General features: G+C 70.6%; 23 protein-coding genes and 1 tRNA gene. 14 read left to right on the top strand and 10 right to left on the bottom strand.

Annotation, left to right across the window (positions count from 1 at the left end; translation table 11 throughout):
• Positions 1-19 precede the first annotated feature (19 nt).
• From rph to AB3M34_RS17025, 3 genes are read left to right on the top strand one after another with little or no spacing between them, the layout of a single operon-like run.
• Positions 20-757 carry a ribonuclease PH gene (rph, locus tag AB3M34_RS17035; RefSeq protein WP_370615731.1) on the top strand — a complete coding sequence of 246 codons (738 nt, stop codon included), beginning with the start codon at positions 20-22 and terminating at the stop codon, positions 755-757.
• Positions 754-1,362: an RdgB/HAM1 family non-canonical purine NTP pyrophosphatase gene (gene rdgB, locus AB3M34_RS17030; protein ID WP_370615730.1), complete on the top strand. Its 609-nt coding sequence runs from the start codon at positions 754-756 to the stop codon at positions 1,360-1,362. The genes rph and rdgB overlap by 4 nt, the downstream gene beginning before the upstream one ends.
• Before the next feature lie 7 nt (positions 1,363-1,369).
• Positions 1,370-1,798, top strand: a complete 429-nt coding sequence (locus AB3M34_RS17025; RefSeq protein WP_370615728.1) for a hypothetical protein — start codon at positions 1,370-1,372, stop codon at positions 1,796-1,798.
• On the opposite strand, the gene AB3M34_RS17020 is transcribed toward AB3M34_RS17025, so the two are convergent.
• Positions 1,780-2,244, bottom strand: a complete 465-nt coding sequence (locus tag AB3M34_RS17020) for a tRNA (cytidine(34)-2'-O)-methyltransferase (protein ID WP_370615727.1) — start codon at positions 2,242-2,244, stop codon at positions 1,780-1,782. The two genes, AB3M34_RS17025 and AB3M34_RS17020, sit on opposite strands and share 19 nt — an antisense overlap.
• A 54-nt stretch (positions 2,245-2,298) precedes the next feature.
• Between AB3M34_RS17020 and AB3M34_RS17015 the strand changes: the two genes are divergently transcribed.
• Positions 2,299-3,177: a helix-turn-helix domain-containing protein gene (locus tag AB3M34_RS17015; RefSeq protein ID WP_370615726.1), complete on the top strand. Its 879-nt coding sequence runs from the start codon at positions 2,299-2,301 to the stop codon at positions 3,175-3,177.
• Positions 3,178-3,181: 4 nt separating this feature from the next.
• Complete coding sequence (locus AB3M34_RS17010) at positions 3,182-3,610, top strand: VOC family protein (RefSeq protein ID WP_370615725.1); 429 nt, start codon at positions 3,182-3,184, stop codon at positions 3,608-3,610.
• Positions 3,611-3,732: 122 nt separating this feature from the next.
• Here the strand turns inward: AB3M34_RS17010 and AB3M34_RS17005 are convergent.
• Both AB3M34_RS17005 and bcp read right to left on the bottom strand, forming a co-directional pair.
• Positions 3,733-3,817, bottom strand: a tRNA-Leu gene (locus AB3M34_RS17005).
• Positions 3,818-3,870: 53 nt separating this feature from the next.
• Positions 3,871-4,341, bottom strand: coding sequence for a thioredoxin-dependent thiol peroxidase (gene bcp, locus AB3M34_RS17000; protein WP_370615724.1), 471 nt, complete (start codon positions 4,339-4,341; stop codon positions 3,871-3,873).
• Positions 4,342-4,444: 103 nt separating this feature from the next.
• On the opposite strand from bcp, the gene AB3M34_RS16995 reads away from it, so the two are divergent.
• From AB3M34_RS16995 to AB3M34_RS16985, 3 genes are read left to right on the top strand one after another with little or no spacing between them, the layout of a single operon-like run.
• Complete coding sequence (locus AB3M34_RS16995) at positions 4,445-4,729, top strand: DUF3618 domain-containing protein (protein WP_370615722.1); 285 nt, start codon at positions 4,445-4,447, stop codon at positions 4,727-4,729.
• Positions 4,730-5,050 (top strand): GroES family chaperonin, encoded by a 321-nt coding sequence (locus tag AB3M34_RS16990; RefSeq protein ID WP_370615720.1) that lies wholly within the window; start codon positions 4,730-4,732, stop codon positions 5,048-5,050. It abuts the gene before it with no gap.
• A gap of 8 nt (positions 5,051-5,058) precedes the next feature.
• Positions 5,059-6,189 carry an FUSC family protein gene (locus tag AB3M34_RS16985; protein ID WP_370615719.1) on the top strand — a complete coding sequence of 377 codons (1,131 nt, stop codon included), beginning with the start codon at positions 5,059-5,061 and terminating at the stop codon, positions 6,187-6,189.
• An 18-nt stretch (positions 6,190-6,207) separates the two neighbouring features.
• Here AB3M34_RS16985 and AB3M34_RS16980 read toward each other — a convergent pair whose 3' ends face one another.
• Complete coding sequence (locus tag AB3M34_RS16980; RefSeq protein WP_370615718.1) at positions 6,208-7,170, bottom strand: L-lactate dehydrogenase; 963 nt, start codon at positions 7,168-7,170, stop codon at positions 6,208-6,210.
• 98 nt (positions 7,171-7,268) lie between these two features.
• Between AB3M34_RS16980 and AB3M34_RS16975 the strand changes: the two genes are divergently transcribed.
• The gene (locus AB3M34_RS16975; RefSeq protein WP_370615717.1) at positions 7,269-7,487 is read left to right on the top strand and encodes a hypothetical protein; all 219 of its coding nucleotides are present in this window, start codon (positions 7,269-7,271) and stop codon (positions 7,485-7,487) included.
• Here AB3M34_RS16975 and AB3M34_RS16970 read toward each other — a convergent pair.
• Both AB3M34_RS16970 and AB3M34_RS16965 read right to left on the bottom strand, forming a co-directional pair.
• Complete coding sequence (locus tag AB3M34_RS16970) at positions 7,484-7,771, bottom strand: hypothetical protein (protein WP_370615715.1); 288 nt, start codon at positions 7,769-7,771, stop codon at positions 7,484-7,486. The two genes, AB3M34_RS16975 and AB3M34_RS16970, sit on opposite strands and share 4 nt — an antisense overlap.
• Positions 7,772-7,797: 26 nt before the next feature.
• Positions 7,798-8,508 carry a CatB-related O-acetyltransferase gene (locus AB3M34_RS16965; RefSeq protein WP_370615714.1) on the bottom strand — a complete coding sequence of 237 codons (711 nt, stop codon included), beginning with the start codon at positions 8,506-8,508 and terminating at the stop codon, positions 7,798-7,800.
• Positions 8,509-8,653: 145 nt separating this feature from the next.
• Between AB3M34_RS16965 and AB3M34_RS16960 the strand changes: the two genes are divergently transcribed.
• The 4 genes from AB3M34_RS16960 (at position 8,654) to AB3M34_RS16945 (ending at position 11,214) form a co-directional block, all read left to right on the top strand.
• Positions 8,654-9,178 carry a winged helix-turn-helix transcriptional regulator gene (locus AB3M34_RS16960; RefSeq protein ID WP_370615712.1) on the top strand — a complete coding sequence of 175 codons (525 nt, stop codon included), beginning with the start codon at positions 8,654-8,656 and terminating at the stop codon, positions 9,176-9,178.
• The gene (locus AB3M34_RS16955) at positions 9,175-9,705 is read left to right on the top strand and encodes a PaaI family thioesterase (protein ID WP_370615711.1); all 531 of its coding nucleotides are present in this window, start codon (positions 9,175-9,177) and stop codon (positions 9,703-9,705) included. Before AB3M34_RS16960 ends, AB3M34_RS16955 begins: the two co-directional genes overlap by 4 nt.
• Positions 9,706-9,790: 85 nt before the next feature.
• A complete protein-coding gene (locus AB3M34_RS16950) occupies positions 9,791-10,141 on the top strand; it encodes a hypothetical protein (protein WP_370615709.1) in 351 nt (116 codons plus the stop codon).
• Positions 10,138-11,214, top strand: coding sequence for a YihY/virulence factor BrkB family protein (locus AB3M34_RS16945; RefSeq protein ID WP_370615708.1), 1,077 nt, complete (start codon positions 10,138-10,140; stop codon positions 11,212-11,214). The genes AB3M34_RS16950 and AB3M34_RS16945 overlap by 4 nt, the downstream gene beginning before the upstream one ends.
• 49 nt (positions 11,215-11,263) lie before the next feature.
• On the opposite strand, the gene AB3M34_RS16940 is transcribed toward AB3M34_RS16945, so the two are convergent.
• Positions 11,264-11,941: a winged helix-turn-helix transcriptional regulator gene (locus AB3M34_RS16940; RefSeq protein WP_370615707.1), complete on the bottom strand. Its 678-nt coding sequence runs from the start codon at positions 11,939-11,941 to the stop codon at positions 11,264-11,266.
• A gap of 107 nt (positions 11,942-12,048) precedes the next feature.
• Between AB3M34_RS16940 and AB3M34_RS16935 the strand changes: the two genes are divergently transcribed.
• Entirely contained in the window at positions 12,049-12,888 is an 840-nt protein-coding gene (locus AB3M34_RS16935; protein ID WP_370615705.1) for a class I SAM-dependent methyltransferase, read from the top strand.
• Positions 12,889-12,916: 28 nt separating this feature from the next.
• On the opposite strand, the gene AB3M34_RS16930 is transcribed toward AB3M34_RS16935, so the two are convergent.
• The 3 genes from AB3M34_RS16930 to mug form a co-directional block, all read right to left on the bottom strand.
• Positions 12,917-14,041, bottom strand: coding sequence for an endonuclease/exonuclease/phosphatase family protein (locus AB3M34_RS16930; RefSeq protein ID WP_370615704.1), 1,125 nt, complete (start codon positions 14,039-14,041; stop codon positions 12,917-12,919).
• A 94-nt stretch (positions 14,042-14,135) separates the two neighbouring features.
• The gene (locus AB3M34_RS16925) at positions 14,136-15,125 is read right to left on the bottom strand and encodes an endonuclease/exonuclease/phosphatase family protein (RefSeq protein ID WP_370615702.1); all 990 of its coding nucleotides are present in this window, start codon (positions 15,123-15,125) and stop codon (positions 14,136-14,138) included.
• Between the two features lie 64 nt (positions 15,126-15,189).
• On the bottom strand, positions 15,190-15,765 hold the full coding sequence (mug, locus tag AB3M34_RS16920; RefSeq protein WP_370615700.1) for a G/U mismatch-specific DNA glycosylase: 576 nt from the start codon (positions 15,763-15,765) through the stop codon (positions 15,190-15,192).
• Positions 15,766-15,779 lie beyond the last annotated feature (14 nt).

The following is a 15,779-nucleotide window of genomic DNA, read 5'->3' as shown; positions in this document are numbered from 1 at the left end:
CGCTCGATACGCTCGCGCCATGAGCGTCACCCGAACCGACGGCCGCGCCGCCGACCAGCTCCGACCCGTCACCATCACCCGCAACTGGCTCGACCACGCCGAGGGCTCGGTCCTGGTCGAGTTCGGCCGCACCCGCGTCCTCTGCGCGGCGAGCGTCACCCAGGGCGTCCCGCGCTGGCGCCGCGACTCCGGGCTCGGCTGGGTCACCGCCGAGTACGCGATGCTCCCGCGCGCGACCCACACCCGCTCCGACCGCGAGTCGGTCAAGGGCCGCATCGGCGGGCGTACGCACGAGATCTCGCGCCTGATCGGTCGCTCGCTCCGCGCGATCATCGACTACAAGGCGCTCGGAGAGAACACGATCGTCATCGACTGCGACGTCCTCCAGGCCGACGGCGGCACCCGCACCGCAGCGATCACCGGGGCGTACGTCGCCCTGGCCGACGCCGTCTCCTACCTGCGCGACCGCGGTGCCCTCGTGTCCGAGCCGCTCACCGGTTCCGTCGCGGCAGTGTCGGTCGGCATCATCGACGGTGCGCCGATGCTCGACCTGCCCTACGACGAGGACGTCCGCGCCGAGACCGACATGAACGTCGTCATGACCGGGACCGGCTCGTTCGTCGAGGTGCAGGGCACCGCCGAGGGCGCACCCTTCGACCGCGCCGAGCTCGACGCGCTGCTCGCGCTCGCCGAGAAGGGCTGCGCCGACCTGACCGCGATCCAGACCGCCGCGCTCGGCGAGGGAGCCCCCTCGTGAGCGAGCGCCGCGTCGTCCTCGCGAGCCACAACCAGGGCAAGCTCGCGGAGCTGCGCCGCATCCTCGAGCCTGGGCTGCCGGGCATCGAGGTGCTGGGCCTCGACGACATCGGCGACTTCGCGGAGCCCGTGGAGGACCAGCCGACCTTCGAGGGCAACGCGCTGCTCAAGGCCCGCGCCGCGGCGACGGCGACGGGCCTGCCGTCGCTCGCCGACGACTCCGGACTCTGCGTCGACGCCCTCAACGGGATGCCCGGCGTCCTGTCGGCTCGATGGGGTGGGCGTCCCAAGTCGGACGCGCGGAACAACGAGCTGCTTCTCGACCAGCTGGCCGACGTGCCCGACGAACGGCGGGGTGCGGAGTTCCGCTGTGCGATGGCGCTGGTGCTGCCGAGCGGCGCCGAGGTCGTGGAGCTCGGCGTCATGCGCGGGCGGGTGCAGCGCGGACCGACCGGTGACGGCGGGTTCGGCTACGACCCGTTGTTCGCGGCGGACGGCTACGACGTCTCGACAGCCGAGCTGACTCCCGCGGACAAGGATGCGATCAGCCACCGCGGCAAGGCGCTCCGCGCGATGGTCCCGCACCTCGTCGCCCTGCTGGTCTGAGGCGGCCGTGCGTACGCTCCTGACGCTGCTGCGGATCATCGCCGTCGTCGCGTTCGCGGTCGCGTTCGTCGCCACGTGGCGTGCGCTGAGCTCCACAGGCATGCCGAACCCCGACGGCATGGATCCCGACGTGCTTTGGTGGTACACGAACCAGGACGACATCCGCCAGGCCGGTCTGGCGATCCTCGTCGTCGGTCTCGTGACGATGCTCGTGCCGGTCATGCTGGTGACCGTCGCCGGTGCCGTCGCCGTGGGGGCGTACGCCTGGATCGTCGACTCGTCGCCGGCGTTCGACGTCGAGCAGCCCGTCGCCTGGTGGGGCTTTGCCGCCGCGCTCCTGGCGATCGCCGTCGTACGCGGCGTGGTCCGGCGCCGACGCCACGGCTCACCGTCGACGGGGCCGGGCGTGAGCGGTGGCTACACGCCTCCGGCGTAGCCCTGCTGGCGCCACGCCTCGTAGACGACGATCGCCGTCGAGTTCGCGAGGTTGAGCGAGCGGCGCGACGGCTGCATCGGGATCCGCAGCAGCTCGGTGATGCGCCGGTCGGCGAGCACGGCCTCCGGGAGCCCTGTCGGCTCTGGCCCGAACAGGAACACGTCACCCGGCTCGTACGCGATGTCGGCGTAGGACGTCGTCGCCTTCGTCGTGAACGCGAACACGCGGACCGGGTCGAGCGCCTTGAACGCCGCCTCCAGGTTGCTGTGGACCGAGACGTCCGCCAGGTCGTGGTAGTCGAGGCCGGCGCGCTTGAGCTTGGCGTCGGACAGGTCGAACCCCAGCGGCTCCACGAGGTGAAGCTGGGCGCCGGTCGCTGCCGCCAGCCTGATCGCGTTGCCCGTGTTGGGAGGGATCCGCGGCTCGTAGTAGAGGATTCGGAACATCGTCCGAGGCTATCGCGGCTGCCGTGCAGGGCCGATCGGGCGGATACTCGGACCGTGAGAACGTCGCCGGCCGAGATGACGATGGACTTCGTACGCGCTGATCCCCGCGGCGCGTACGCGGGTGCGGTCTCGACGATGGTCGGATACCGCCAGAGCGGTGTCACGCAGCGGCTGCACCGTGGGCTGCCCTCGCCGTACCTGACGCTGGTCGTCGCGCTGGACACGCCCGTCGTGGTGGGGGAGCGGGAGGACGACGGCGCCCCGATCGCCGCGTACGACATGCTCGGCCCGCTCTCGACCCGCCCCGCGTACATCGACCAGCCCGACAGCCAGGAGGGCGTCCAGCTCGCCGTGCACCCGTTCGCCGCGCGCTGGCTGTTCGGCGCCCCCGCCAGCCGGTTGCCGGGTCTGGCGCTCGACCTGGGCGACGTCCTCGGGCCGTCTGCGGCGGCGCTCCGCCGCAGGATCGGTGACAGCGACGACTGGACGGTCCGGTTCGCCGCCGTCCGGGACTTCCTCGCCGCGCGCGCCCGTACCGCGAGCGGGGCAGCCGCTGCACGTCCGCGGCCGGAGGTCGTGGAGGCGTGGCGGTGGATCGTCGCGCGCGGAGGCAACGGCCGCGTCGACGACCTCGCCGCGCACGTGGCGCTGAGTCCGCGCCAGCTGCGCACGGCGTTCGTCGACGAGCTGGGCTTCGGACCGAAGGTGCTGAGCCGACTGGTCCGCTTCGACCGCGCCGTCGGCATGGTGCGCGACCAGGTCGTACGCCCGGGTGACGAGTCTCTCGGCGACGTCGCAGCGCGCGCCGGGTACGCCGACCATGCCCACCTCGTCCACGAGTTCCAGGCGATGGCGGGCACGTCGCCGACCGGGTGGCTCGCCGAGGAGCGCCGAAACATCCAAGCCGGGGGCCACCGCAACGGGTCAGAGTGAGGTCATGAGCACCCAGGAGCAGAACACGCAGGAACAGACCACCACGCCGCCACCGACCGTGTGGCCCGCGCTCGCCGCCCGCGACGCGCTCGGCATGATCGACTTCCTCGAGCGGGCGTTCGGGTTCCGCCGCGTCGTCGTGATGGCCGACGACGAGGGCTTCGTCCATCACGCGGAGCTGGCCTGGCCGGAGGGCGGCGGCATCATGATGGGCTCGGAGAAGCACGAGGGGCACTGGCAGCAGAAGGCCGGCACGTTCGGGGCGTACGTCGTCTGCTCCGACCCCGATGGGCTGTACGAGCGGGCGAAGGCGGCCGGCGCGACGATCACGATGGAGCTGACGACCACCGACTACGGGAGCCGCGACTTCATCGCCGCCGATCCCGAGGGCAACTCATGGTCGTTCGGGACCTACCGCGGGGAGCCGCATTGAGCCGGTCACCGAAGGGTCCGTACGCTGGGGGTACGGCTCATCGGATTCGCCTCTGATGGCCGAGGCCCTGAGCGGAGCTTCCACCTCTGCTCGGGGCCGCTCTGTCTCCCGAGGAGCTTCGCTGGTGCCGGTGACAGGACTCGAACCTGCACGTCTCTCGACACAGGAACCTAAATCCTGCGTGTCTACCAGTTCCACCACACCGGCCCGCCGGACATTCTAGGGGCCGGGGGTCTCGACTGGCTCGACCAGCGGGAGGGTCAGGACAGCTGGAGCTGGCGGATCAGCCGCTCGACGTGACCGGTCGCCTTGATGTTGTACTGGGCGACCTCGATCAGGCCCTTCTCGTCCACGACGAACGTCGAGCGGATGACACCCTCGATGACCTTGCCGTAGAGCTTCTTCTCACCGAAGGCACCCCAGGCGCGGAGCACCTCCTTGTCGGGATCGGAGAGCAGCGTGAGCTCGAGGCTCTCCTTCTCGCGGAACGTCGCGAGCTTCTCGGGCTTGTCCGGCGAGATGCCGAGCACGGTGTAGCCGGACTGGTCGAACGTCTCTCGCTCGGCGGTGAAGTCGCAAGCCTCCCGCGTGCACCCCGGCGTCATCGCGGCGGGGTAGAAGTAGACGATGACCTTGCCGCCCCGCAGGTCGGAGAGCGTGACCTCGTGGCCGTGGTCGTCGAGAAGGGTGAAGTCCGGCGCCTGATCACCTGGCTGCAGTCGCGTGGTCATGGTCCTATCCTTGCGTATCGGTAACGTGGTCTCGACAGGTGACTGCGAGGGCGACCGGTCGAGGGCCGGTGACTCACCACTGACGCGGAACGAGGAGACGGACGTGGCGAACGATTCCAGGCCGGTAGTCCCGACGACGATCACCGGGACGCCGGACCAGCTCGTCGCCCAGATCGACGAGGTGCGCAACCGCCTGGCCGCCAACGTCGACCAGCTTGTCCAGCGCTCTCACCCCAAGACCCTCGCCCGGCGAGGTCTCGCCGACGTCAAGGGCAAGTTCGTCACCCCGTCCGGCGAGCCGCGGATGGAGACGATCGTGCCCGTCGTGGGCGGCTTCGTCGCCGTCGTCGGCGTCATCGTCCTGATCCGCAAGATCGTGGGCAGCTGAATGGCCGACGGGCTTCCTATCCGGATGCTCCACGACCGGCTCCTCGTGTCGATCGATCCCGACGGCGGTGACCGGCGCTCCACCGGGGGCATCGTCATCCCGGCCACGGCTCAGCTCGGGCACCGGTTGTCGTGGGCGCGGGTCGAGGCGGTCGGCAGCAGCGTCCGGACGGTCCAGATCGGCGACCGGGTCCTCTTCGACCCCGACGAGCGGGCAGAGGTGGAGGTTCGGGGCAAGGACTTCATCCTGCTGCGCGAGCGCGACCTCCACGCCGTCGCCGCCGAACGCATCGACGACGGCCAGACCGGGCTCTACCTGTAGGCGGCGCCGTGGCGCGCGAGGAAGGCTTCCTGCAGCGCATCGCCGGCCGTCCAGACGTCCGCGGCGGCCTCGTGCCGGTGTCGCTGCGCACCCGCATCGGATGGGTCCGCTCCCAGTGGACCGCCATCGTCCAGATCTCCCTCGGCGCCGCGATCGCGTGGGTCATCGCCCGTGACGTCATCGGCCACGAGCAACCGTTCTTCGCCCCGGTGGCCGCGATCCTGGTGATCTTCGCCGGTGCCGGCGGCCGCCGGCAGAACACGATCGAGCTGTTCTTCGGCGTCTCCGTCGGCGTGCTCATCGGTGAGGGTCTGATCCTCGTGATCGGCCGCGGCTGGTGGCAGATCGGCGTGATCGTCGCGCTCGCCGCGATCGCCGCGACCTTTCTCGGCCTGCGCGGGCTCGCCCGGACCCAGGCCGCCACGTCGGCGAGCCTGCTCGCGGCGATCGTGCCCGTCACCGCCGGCAACCCGGCGGTCGTCCGCTTCGTCGACGCCGTGGTCGGAGGGCTCGTCGGGCTGACCATGGCGCTCCTCATCCCCGGCAATCCCGTACGCCGGGCGAACCGCGACATGCAGGTGGTGCTCGGGTCGCTGAACGAGGCCCTGCGGCAGATCGAGACGGCGCTGAGGCTCGGCGACGCCGGGCCGGCGTGGACCGCCCTCCAGCAGCTCCGTGCCACGCAGCCGTCGATCACCGGGCTCGAGACGACGGTCGCCAACGCGGACGAGATCGCCCGCTACTCGCCGCTGCGGTGGGGACAGCGCGGCCACGTCGAGCGCTACGTCGTCGCGATCCGCGACGTCGACAACGCGATCCGCGACACCCGGGTGCTCGCCCGGCGGGTGCACACGATGCTGCGGCGCGGCGAGCGCGCGTTCGCCGGCATCCCGGAGGCCGTCGGGCTGCTCCAGGAGGCGGTCGGCGTCTTCGCTGACGACATCGCCGCCGAGGATGCGTACGACGACGCGCGTCAGCACCTGATCGATGCCGCGAAGCTGGCGACCCGCGCCCTGCCGGACGCCGCGACGATCAACGACGCCGCGGTCGTCGCCCAGGTGCGCGCGATCGCCTCCGACCTGCTGTACGCGACGGGGTGGACCGTCGTGCAGGTCGATCGCGCGATGGGCGGCCCGTAGGGCACCTCTGCGAGCGACCTAGACGACCAGCGACGGCAGGCCGAGGACGTCGATCTGCTGCCGCAGGGTCTGGGCGGACGCCTGGAGCCCGGTGAGGTCCGTCTCGTCGAGCGGCAGCTCCGCCGGCCCGGCCACGCCCGCGCGACTGACGACGCACGGCGCGGACAGGCAGACGTCGCTGATGCCGTACTGACCGGTGAACAACGTCGAGACCGGCAGGAAGCGGTGCTCGTCGCGCAGGACGGCCGACATGATGTCGGCGGTCGCCAGCCCGATCGCGTAGTTCGTCGCTCCCTTGCCCTCGATGACCTTGTACGCCGAGTTGGCGACGGTCTCCCGGATCTCGTCGTACTCGGACACGTCGATCGAGCGGCCCTCCACGTCGTACGCGCGGAGGGGCACGCCGCCGATGTTCGCCGAGGACCACAGGACGATCTCGGAGTCGCCGTGCTCGCCCGCGACGAGTGCGTGCACGCTGCGGGTCGAGACGTGCAGCCGCTGCGACAGCACGTAGCGCAGGCGTGCCGTGTCGAGGACGGTGCCCGATCCGAAGACCCGCCCCGGAGGCAGCTCGAGGAATCCGATCGCGGCGTACGTCAGGACGTCGCACGGGTTGGTGATGACCAGGTAGATCGCGTCGGGCGCGACCTCGCGGACGGCGGCGAGGACGCTACGCGTGATCGCGACGTTCTCCTCGGCGAGATCGAGTCGCGTCTGTCCGGGCTTCTGCCGTGCGCCCGCCGTCATGACCACGACGTCGGCCCCTGCGCACGCTGCGGGATCATCGGTGCCGATGATCGTCGTCGGGTGCGCGAACGCTGCGCCGTCGTTGAGGTCGTCCGCCTGCGCGCGTACGAGGCTGGTCACGATGTCGAACAGCACGATCTCGCCCGCCAGACCTCGCAGGAGCGCGGCGTAGGCGACGGTGCTGCCGACGGACCCTGCTCCGCAGACGGCGATCTTGGCGGTTCGGTCGGCCATCGCTCTCCCCTGGTCGGAGTTCGGACAGGCGCGTTCACGCTCCACGAAGTCTGACACTGATCGGGTGGACATGTCCGTTCGGTACTACTCTCACGGTCATGGCGATGGTGGTGACGTTCGGCGGTCCCTTGGAGTACGCCAACCAAGTGTGGGACGACGTGGAGCCAGACGCGGACGGCTACGTGCTGATCCTCGGCGGCGCAGGGGCGGGGCCCGAGGCCTGGTACTTCGTGGATGTGGAGTCGGAGACCATCCCGACGGAGCAGGGCGACGCGCTGGCGGCCGAGTACGCGGGGGAGCGCAAGCCCGGGACCTAGCTCGTCAGCGCGAGCACGACGCAGGCGAGGTAGCCGACGACGAGGAGTGCTGCGGCGCGCTCTCCGCGCTTCGGCCAGCGTGCGTGCGGCCAGCGGAAGTGGCCGTACGCGTAGAGCGCGAAAAGCGCGGCGCACGTCGAGCGGCGTCCGAGCGCCAACCACTCCGAGTCGGTCGCCGCCGGTGCGCAGGCGACGAGAGACGCTCCCGCAACGACGGCGAACAGTACGCCGAGCCACACGCGACGCGGCGTGCCAATCGCGCCGGTGGTCATCTCGGAGGTCACCGCCCGATCCTACGGAGCGGGGAGGGTCAGACTCGTGCGCCCCGGACGGTCGTCGTCGCGTCGCCGGTGCGCAGCGCCTCGATCGCCTCCAGAGAGGCTGCGACGTCGGTGACGGGGACGGCGGCGAGCTCGTTGGGGGTGAGCTCCCACCACCGCGTCGCGAGGAGGCGCGCGACAGTCTCGTCGTCGAAGCGTCGCCGGATCGGGCGCGCGGGGACGCCGCCGACGATCGTGTAGGGGGCGACGTCGCGTGCGACGACCGCGCCGGCCGCGACGACGGCGCCGTCTCCGACGGTGACGCCGCGCAGGATCGTCACGCGGGCGCCGATCCAGACGTCGTTGCCGATCGCGAACGGCTCACCCCTGAACTGCCTGACGGCGGGGTCGCTCACGGGGACCGTGTCGAACGTGTCGGCGGTCGGGTGCCAGGCGAACCGTGAGGGGTTGTACTGGAAGGGCGAGGTGCTGAGCCAGTCGATGGGGTGCTCGGGGGGAGCGATGAGGACGTCAGGTCCGATCGAGCAGTAGCGCCCGATGGTGCCGGTCCCCCTGATCTTTCCCGAGGTCAGATAGCTGTAGGCGCCGACCGAGACGGGATGCGTCACCTTGATCCGCCCGGCGAGCTGCACGGGGGCCTCGCAGTCGAGGTTCTTGGGAAGCGTGTCGTCGTACGTCTCGGTCTGAGGGGCTGTGCTCGCGGTGGGGGCGGGTCGGCGGCGGCGGATCGGCAGGCGCAACGGGGACCTTCCTGGGTAGTCGAGGCGTCCAACCTAGTCAACGGACTCGCGGTCCCTGCGTGCTTCTCGGCCCGTGGGCGTCGCGGGTCGACTTCTGCTCACCGTGATGACTACTATCATGATAGTTACTGACCGGGAGGGTGCTGTGCGACGAGTCGACCTGAGCGATGCCGAGTGCCCGATCGCGCGCGGTGCGGGGGAGCTCGGAGACTGGTGGAGCCTGCTGATCCTGCGCGATGCGCTCGACGGGATCCGCCGGTTCGACGAGTTCGCCGAGGACCTCCCGATCTCGCCCGCCATGCTCATCCGCAGGCTGCGGACGCTGGTCGACGGGGGGCTCTTGGAGCGTCGCCGCTACAGCCAGCACCCCGAGCGCTTCGAGTACGTCCTCACGCCCCGCGGGCGCAGCGCGCAGACCGTCGTCATCGCCCTCCTCGCCTGGGGCAACGAGCAGCTCGAGCCGAGCCGGCGGTCGGTCGTGCTCACCGACCGCGACACCGGTCGTGAGATCGAGCCCGTGCTCGTCGACGCGGCCACCGGCACGCCCCTGTCCGAGCTGCGCCTGGCAGCCGTCCCCGGCCCGGTCGCGAGCGACGCGATCCGTGACCGCTTCACCACTCTCACCGAACGACGAGCCCGGCGCCGCCGGGACCGAGGAGCAGCCTCATGACCACACAGCCCACCACCGCATTGACGGAGCCGGTCGACGCCCGGGAGCGCACCCACAGCTGGGACGACCCGATGGCGACCGTGCACGCCGCCCACGGGCGTACCGGGCTCGAGATCATGCAGGACGTCCGCGACGGTGTCGTGCCGGCGCCGCCGATCGCCCGCCTGATCGGCTTCGAGCTGGTGAAGGTGGAGGAGGGCAACGTCGAGTTCGGGCTGGTGCCCCAGGAGTACATGTACAACCCGATCGGGTCGGTGCACGGCGGGATCTTCGCGACTCTCCTGGACTCGGCCGCCGGGTGCGCGGTGCACACGACGCTCCCGGCCGGGGTCGGATACACGAGCCAGGACCTGACCGTGAAGTTCCTTCGACGACTGACCGTCGAGTCGGGTCCGGTCCGGTGCGTCGGCCGCGTCAAGCACCGTGGGCGCTCGACCGCGCTCGCGGAGGCGGAGCTCCTCGACGAGCAGGGGCGCCTGCTCGCGTACGCGACCAGCAGCTGCTTGATCCTCGGCCCGGCCGGCTGACATCGCACAACCCTGCTGACGACAGGTTGATCCTTTCGCGATCGGGTACCCGCTGTAGACCGGAACTCGACGAAAGGAACTTCCCATGAAGGGAAAGCTGGCACTTCTCGGTGGACTGGCCGTCGGCTATGTCCTCGGCACGCGTGACGGCCGCGAGCGCTTCGAGCAGATCAAGGGCAAGGCTCAGAGCATGTGGAACGATCCCACCGTTCAGCAGAAGGTGAGCGACGCCCAGGACTACGCGATGGAAAAGGCTCCTGAGGTCCAGGACAAGGTCGTCCAGACGGCGAAGGACACCGTCGGCAAGGTGACCCACCGCGGTGAGAACGGTGGCGAGCATGCTGCCGCGACCACCAGCACCGGCTCCAGCGGGTCGAGCACCGCCGCCACGTCAGGATCGCCCGCCTCGAGCCGTCCGACGGGACAGACTGGATGACCGAGGCCCGCGACCAGCGGGCCGACGATGACCGGGACGAGCGGGCCCCGCACCCCGACGACCCGGCGAAGCCGGACTCGCTGACGGACATCAAGAAGCCGTCGTGGGTGTACGTCGGCCGCAAGGCGGTGCGTGAGTTCTCCGAGGACGAGTGCCTCGACCTCGCGGCAGCGCTGACGTACTACTCGGTCCTGTCGTTGTTCCCGATGATGATCGCGCTGCTCTCGTTGGTCGGTCTGTTCGGCCAGGGGCGCGAGACGGTCGACACCCTGCTCGGGATCCTCCGCGACGTCGGTGCGGGTTCGGCGGCCGACACCCTCGAACCGACCCTCGTGCAGCTCAGCGAGGGTCGCGGTGCGGGCCTCGCGTTCATCCTCGGCCTGGCGCTCGCGCTCTGGTCCGCCTCGGGCTACGTCGGAGCTTTCGGGCGTGCGATGAACCGGGTGTACGAGGTCGACGAGGGGCGGCCGATCTGGAAGCTGCGGCCGGCGATGCTCCTCGTCACCGTGATCACGGTGATCCTGTGCGCGATCGTCGCGCTGGCGCTGGTGCTGACCGGTCCTGCCGCGCAGGCCGTCGGTGACGCCGTCGGTCTGGGCTCCACCGCCGTGACGGTGTGGAACATCGCGAAGTGGCCGGTGTTGCTGCTCGTGGTCATCCTCATCGTCGCGCTGCTGTACTACGCCACGCCGAACGTGCGGCAGCCGCGTTTCCGCTGGATCAGCGTGGGCGCGGTCATCGCGATCGTCACCCTGATCGTCGCGTCGGTGGGCTTCGGCTTCTACATCGCCAACTTCTCCAGCTACAGCAAGACGTACGGCTCACTGGCCGGCGTGGTCGTGTTCCTGCTGTGGCTGTGGATCACCAACCTTGCGCTCCTCTTCGGAGCAGAGGTCGACGCCGAGCTCGAGCGGGGGCGCGAGCTCCAGAGCGGGATGCCGGCGGAGGAGACGATCCAGCTGCCGCCGCGCGACACCCGCAAGAGCGACAAGGCGGCCGCCAAGCACGACGAGGACGTCGAGCGTGCCCGGCGCCTGCGGGAGAGTCGCGGCGAGACCGCGAAGACCGAGTGACAGCGCTCTCGTACGCCCGGCTGCGTCCAGGCCGGGCGTACGAGAGCGTTCAGGCCGGGCGTACGGCCTGGGCGAAGCCGGTGGGCGGGAACCACGCCGGAACGGCCCGCCGCAGGGGAGTCGGCCCGTCGAGCCGGATCGCCCCCGTGCGTTGCGCCTGAGCCCAGCTCAGGTCGCCGCGCCAGATCTCGGTCAGGGTGCGCAGGTTCGACGTCACGGTCACCGACACCGGACGCTCGGGGTCGATGTCGCAGACCTCGGTCTCGTCCTGGTCGATGACGATCCACCACCGGCGCGACGCTCCGCGGACGTCGTCGAACACGAAGTGGACGACCTGCGGCGGCTCCACGACGGCGTCCCGGTCGACGTTGCGGTGCATGTCCCACATCAGCAGCTTCGGATCGAGGTCCTCGTCGCCGAGGGTGCCGATCCACCGCACTCCCCAGAGGCCGACCGACTCCACGACGGTCTGCAGCTCCTTGCCTGCCGGCGTGAGCAGGTATCGGACGTCATGCCCGTCGACCCGCTTCTCGACGATGCCGGCCCGGACGAGCTGGTTGAGGCGCTTCGAGAGCAGCGTCGGAGACATCCGCGGCAGGCCCCGGCGCAGGTCGTTGAAGTGCTGACTGCCCAGCACGAGCTCGCGCACCAGCAGCATCGTCCAGCGCTCGTCGAGCAGCTCCATGGCTTTCGCGACGGGGCAGAACTGGTGGTAGGACGCGCCCATCCCTGCAGCGTACGGCTGGTACAGATCTCGTACTAGGCCGCTTGCAGCGCCGTCCGTAGCGTGCTTGGGGTCGGGCGAGAGACGCCCGGCGAAGGGGGAATCTCGACATGACGACTCACACGACCGCAGCCCAGGACACCGGAGCCGATGCTGCGCTCAAGGCGAAGCACCGCACGATGTGGGGGCTCGGCGACTATCCGGCTGTCGCGACCGAGGTCATCGCGAGCCTCGGGCCGGTCCTCGTGGAGGCGACCGGGATCGGGCCGTCCGACTCGGTCCTCGACGTCGGCGCCGGCTCGGGCAACGTGGCGATCCCGGCAGCGCGCACCGGTGCGACCGTCGTGGCGAGCGACCTCACCCCGGCGCTCCTGGAGAACGGACAGGCTGCTGCGAAGGCCGAGGGTGTGTCCCTCCGGTGGGAGGAGGGCGACGCGGAGCACCTCCCGTACGACGCGGACGTGTTCGATGCCGTGGTCTCCTGCGTCGGCGTGATGTTCGCGCCGCACCACCAGGAGGCGGCCGACGAGCTCGTCCGGGTCACGCGACCCGGCGGACGAATCGGGCTCTTGAGCTGGACGCCGCAGGGCTTCATCGGGCAGATGTTCGCGATCATGAAGCCGTACGCCCCGCCGCCGCCCCCGGGCGCGCAGCCGCCGCCGCTGTGGGGCGACGAGGACCACGTCCGCGCGCTGCTCGGCGACCGTGTCCGTGACGTCATGGCGGCACGGCAGTCGCTCGTCGTGGACCGCTTCGCCTCGGGCGAGGAGTTCCGTGACTTCTTCAAGGCGACGTACGGCCCCACGATCGCGGTCTACAAGGCGATCGCCGACGAGCCCGGCCGCGTGGCGACGCTCGATGCCGAGCTCGCCGAGCTGGGGCGCAGCCACGGGGCGGAGACCGGCCGGATGGAGTGGGAGTACCTGCTGCTCACCTGTCGCAAGGCTTGAGAACGGGGGGCAGGGACCACGCGGCCGGTCAGACGCCGGCGAGGTCGGCGTAGATGGCCGCGTGGTCCGAGGCCTCCTCCACCTTGGACGTCAGCGTCGGGAAGATCTCCCACGGGTCCTTGGTGCGCGGACCACGCCAGACGCCCTTGCGGAAGACGCCACCGCCCTCGGCGCGAGCGAAGAGCGCGTCGGACAGGAGCACGTAGTCGATCTTGTCCTTCTCGTTGCCCGAGCCGTACGTGCCCTTGCGGTGGTTCCAGTCGAACGCGGGGTGGGTGCTGATGTCGGTCAGTCCACCGTCGACGAGCAGCGGCGCGAGGGCGTCGCTGCCCGGGTCGTCGTTCAGGTCGCCCGTCACGGCGATCAGGTCGAACCCCTCGTCGCGCAGGGAGCGTACGATCCGTGCGACCCGGGTGGCCTGCCGCCGTCGCTTGGTGCTCCCGATCGGGTCGCCCGGCGAGCTGTAGCCCTTGGACTTGAAGTGGTTGGCGAGCACCACGAGGCGATTGCCGAGGGGGGTGTCGAGGTGGTACTCGCAGCAGTCCCGGGAGAAGACGGTGCCCGACTCGTCACGGTCGAAGATGTGGCTACGCATCTGAACGAGCCGGTAGTCGGCGTAGGCCAGCATCCCGACGTCGATCCCACGCTCGTCGTTGCCCTCGACGACCATGACCTGCTCGTACGAGGTCCCGCCGACGGCGGGGAGGAGCGACTCCGAGAACAGGTGCAGGTCGGGGCGGTTGTCGGCCTCCACGACCGTGACGACGTCCGCCTCGAGCTCGTCCAGCACCCGTGCAGTGTTCTCGGTCGCGGCGACGTTCACGGCGACGGTCACCAGCTCGACCCAGCCGACCCAGTCGGACCGTCCGGACGCCGCCAGCGACACCGGCCCGGACCGCGGCCGCCGCAGCAGCTGGCCACGCATCTTGCGCAGACGCGCGTACGGCCCGTTGTCGGACTTCAGCAGGCCGAGCGTGCCGAGGAGCGTGAGGATGTCCGGCTCGACTCCCGCGTAGCTGTCGCGGTCGAGAAGCGACGCGAGCCGCGCATGAGCGGCGAGGATCTTCTTTCGTGCCGCCGACGAACCCTGGTCCTCGGCCATCGCCTTCGGCCGCGCGAACAGGTTCTCGACGTTGAACGATGCCAGTCTCATGGTGAACCCCCCGTTCGCCAGTGTGCGCCGGACGGGGGCCGCGCGCGGGGCGGATTGTGCCGCGGTTCGATTGCGCCGTGCGTGCCGCGTCGCCTCAGTACGGGATGCGCAGCGTGGCCTTGATCGGGTTGTGGTCCGAGGCGAACGGTGTGCGGTACCGCTTGCCGTCCAGCCGGATCACCACGCGGAAGGCGCTGACACCGATACCGGGGGAGACGTAGACGTGGTCGACGTGGTGGTGGGTGCGCCACGGCTTGGGTCGGAGCTGGTTCGCGCTGTTGTAGCTGCCGTTCCTGCGGGTCCGCGCCACCGCGTACGCGTCGCGTGCACCCGCCATCTGTCGCATCGCGCGCTTCGGCGCGTCGAAGGTGTACCGCCGTGACGCCGAGGAGTTGTAGTCGCCGGCCCACACGATCGGCCAGGCAGCGCCGTGGGCCCGGCGGACGGCAAGGGTGTCGTTGATGAGGTTGCGAGTCTGCCGGTAGCGCCGCAGGTCCATGGCGCGGGTGGCGCCGGTGGCGAGGTGGACCGACGCGACGAGGAACCGGGCACCCGTCGCCTTCTCCGTGAGCAGCTGGTAGCACCCGTAGTCGGAGGCTCCCTTGTGCGTGCGGTCGAGGAGGATCCGCCCCGAGATCTCTCGAGATCCGGAGAACCGCGACGGGTTGTAGAGGATGCGGGTCCGGGCGTCGCGGACCTCAGTCCCTCTGATCCTGCCGCAGCGAGCGGTCGCTGCGAAGCGGTGCTTCACCTTGCGGCGCAGCGACGGGAAGTTGAACATCCCGTGGGTCTCCTGGAGCGCGACGACGTCGAAGCGGTTGCGCAGGATCTGACGAGCGACGCGGTCGCGCCGCTTCGCCGTCCACGGCATGAAACGGTCGTCCTTGTGGACGTTGTACGACCCGACCCGAACGGTGGTGCGTCCCCGTACGGCGGTCGTCATCGCGGCCGGCGTGACCGCGGCGGCGGTGGAAGAGGTCGCTGCTGTGGCGGGCGCGGGGGAGGTGAGGCCGGGCGTCGTGAGCGCCACGACGACGGTCGTGGCGCTCGCAACAGCGGTCGAGAATCGGGAGAATCCGGTCATACCTCCATGCGATACCCAGAACCCTCGCCACGCAAACTGGCGTCCGTCCCGCTGGCCGACGCTGTCACCGAGCCGGGTCGGCCTCGCCGCGCAGCCGGGCGAACTCCTCGGCGAGCCGAGGCAGCGTGAAGTGGGCGTTGAGCCCGCTCGGGTTCGGGAGGACCCAGGTGCGCGCCGCGCCGATGAGGCGCTGCTGCGGGCCGATCCTCGCCCGAGGCTCGCCGAACGCGGCCCGGTAGCCGGTGATGCCGAGCACCGCGACCCAGGCGGGCTGCGTACGGACGGCGAGCTGCTCGAGCGCCTGCCCGCCCGCCGCCAGCTCGTCACGGGTCAGCGCGGACGCCTGCGCCGTCGCGCGCTCGACGAGGTTGGTGATGCCGAGCCCCAGGTCGAGCAGGACGTCGCGCTCCCACGGCGCGAGGAGGCGGTCGGTGAAGCCCGACAGGTGCAGCGCGGGCCAGAAGCGGTTGCCCGGCCGAGCGAAGTGGAGGCCGGTCGCTCCCGAGTAGAGGCCGGGATTGAGCCCGCAGAACAGGACCCGCAGACCGGGTCGTACCCAGTCCGGGATCGTACGGCCCTGGGCCGCCGCGACCTCCGCCGGTGTCGGGCGCGGCGGGGGTCCTGAGCGTTCGGCGTCCACCGTGCCGTTCTACC

The organism is Mumia sp. Pv4-285, assembly GCF_041320275.1.
In the GTDB taxonomy this organism is placed as follows: Bacteria; Actinomycetota; Actinomycetes; order Propionibacteriales; family Nocardioidaceae; genus Mumia; species Mumia qirimensis.
This window is presented reverse-complemented; position numbering and strand designations above follow the sequence as displayed.

Coding starts and splice junctions, on each gene's coding strand:
- AB3M34_RS16950 (WP_370615709.1), top strand. CDS start 9,791: ATGAAGGGAAAGCTGGCACTTCTCGGTGGACTGGCCGTCGGCTATGTC.
- AB3M34_RS16975 (WP_370615717.1), top strand. CDS start 7,269: ATGGCGATGGTGGTGACGTTCGGCGGTCCCTTGGAGTACGCCAACCAA.
- AB3M34_RS16935 (WP_370615705.1), top strand. CDS start 12,049: ATGACGACTCACACGACCGCAGCCCAGGACACCGGAGCCGATGCTGCG.
- AB3M34_RS16955 (WP_370615711.1), top strand. CDS start 9,175: ATGACCACACAGCCCACCACCGCATTGACGGAGCCGGTCGACGCCCGG.
- AB3M34_RS16930 (WP_370615704.1), bottom strand. CDS start 14,041: ATGAGACTGGCATCGTTCAACGTCGAGAACCTGTTCGCGCGGCCGAAG.
- bcp (WP_370615724.1), bottom strand. CDS start 4,341: ATGACCACGCGACTGCAGCCAGGTGATCAGGCGCCGGACTTCACCCTT.
- AB3M34_RS16990 (WP_370615720.1), top strand. CDS start 4,730: ATGGCCGACGGGCTTCCTATCCGGATGCTCCACGACCGGCTCCTCGTG.
- AB3M34_RS17020 (WP_370615727.1), bottom strand. CDS start 2,244: ATGTTCCGAATCCTCTACTACGAGCCGCGGATCCCTCCCAACACGGGC.
- AB3M34_RS17010 (WP_370615725.1), top strand. CDS start 3,182: ATGAGCACCCAGGAGCAGAACACGCAGGAACAGACCACCACGCCGCCA.
- AB3M34_RS16980 (WP_370615718.1), bottom strand. CDS start 7,170: ATGGCCGACCGAACCGCCAAGATCGCCGTCTGCGGAGCAGGGTCCGTC.
- AB3M34_RS16945 (WP_370615708.1), top strand. CDS start 10,138: ATGACCGAGGCCCGCGACCAGCGGGCCGACGATGACCGGGACGAGCGG.
- AB3M34_RS16940 (WP_370615707.1), bottom strand. CDS start 11,941: ATGGGCGCGTCCTACCACCAGTTCTGCCCCGTCGCGAAAGCCATGGAG.
- rph (WP_370615731.1), top strand. CDS start 20: ATGAGCGTCACCCGAACCGACGGCCGCGCCGCCGACCAGCTCCGACCC.
- AB3M34_RS16925 (WP_370615702.1), bottom strand. CDS start 15,125: ATGACCGGATTCTCCCGATTCTCGACCGCTGTTGCGAGCGCCACGACC.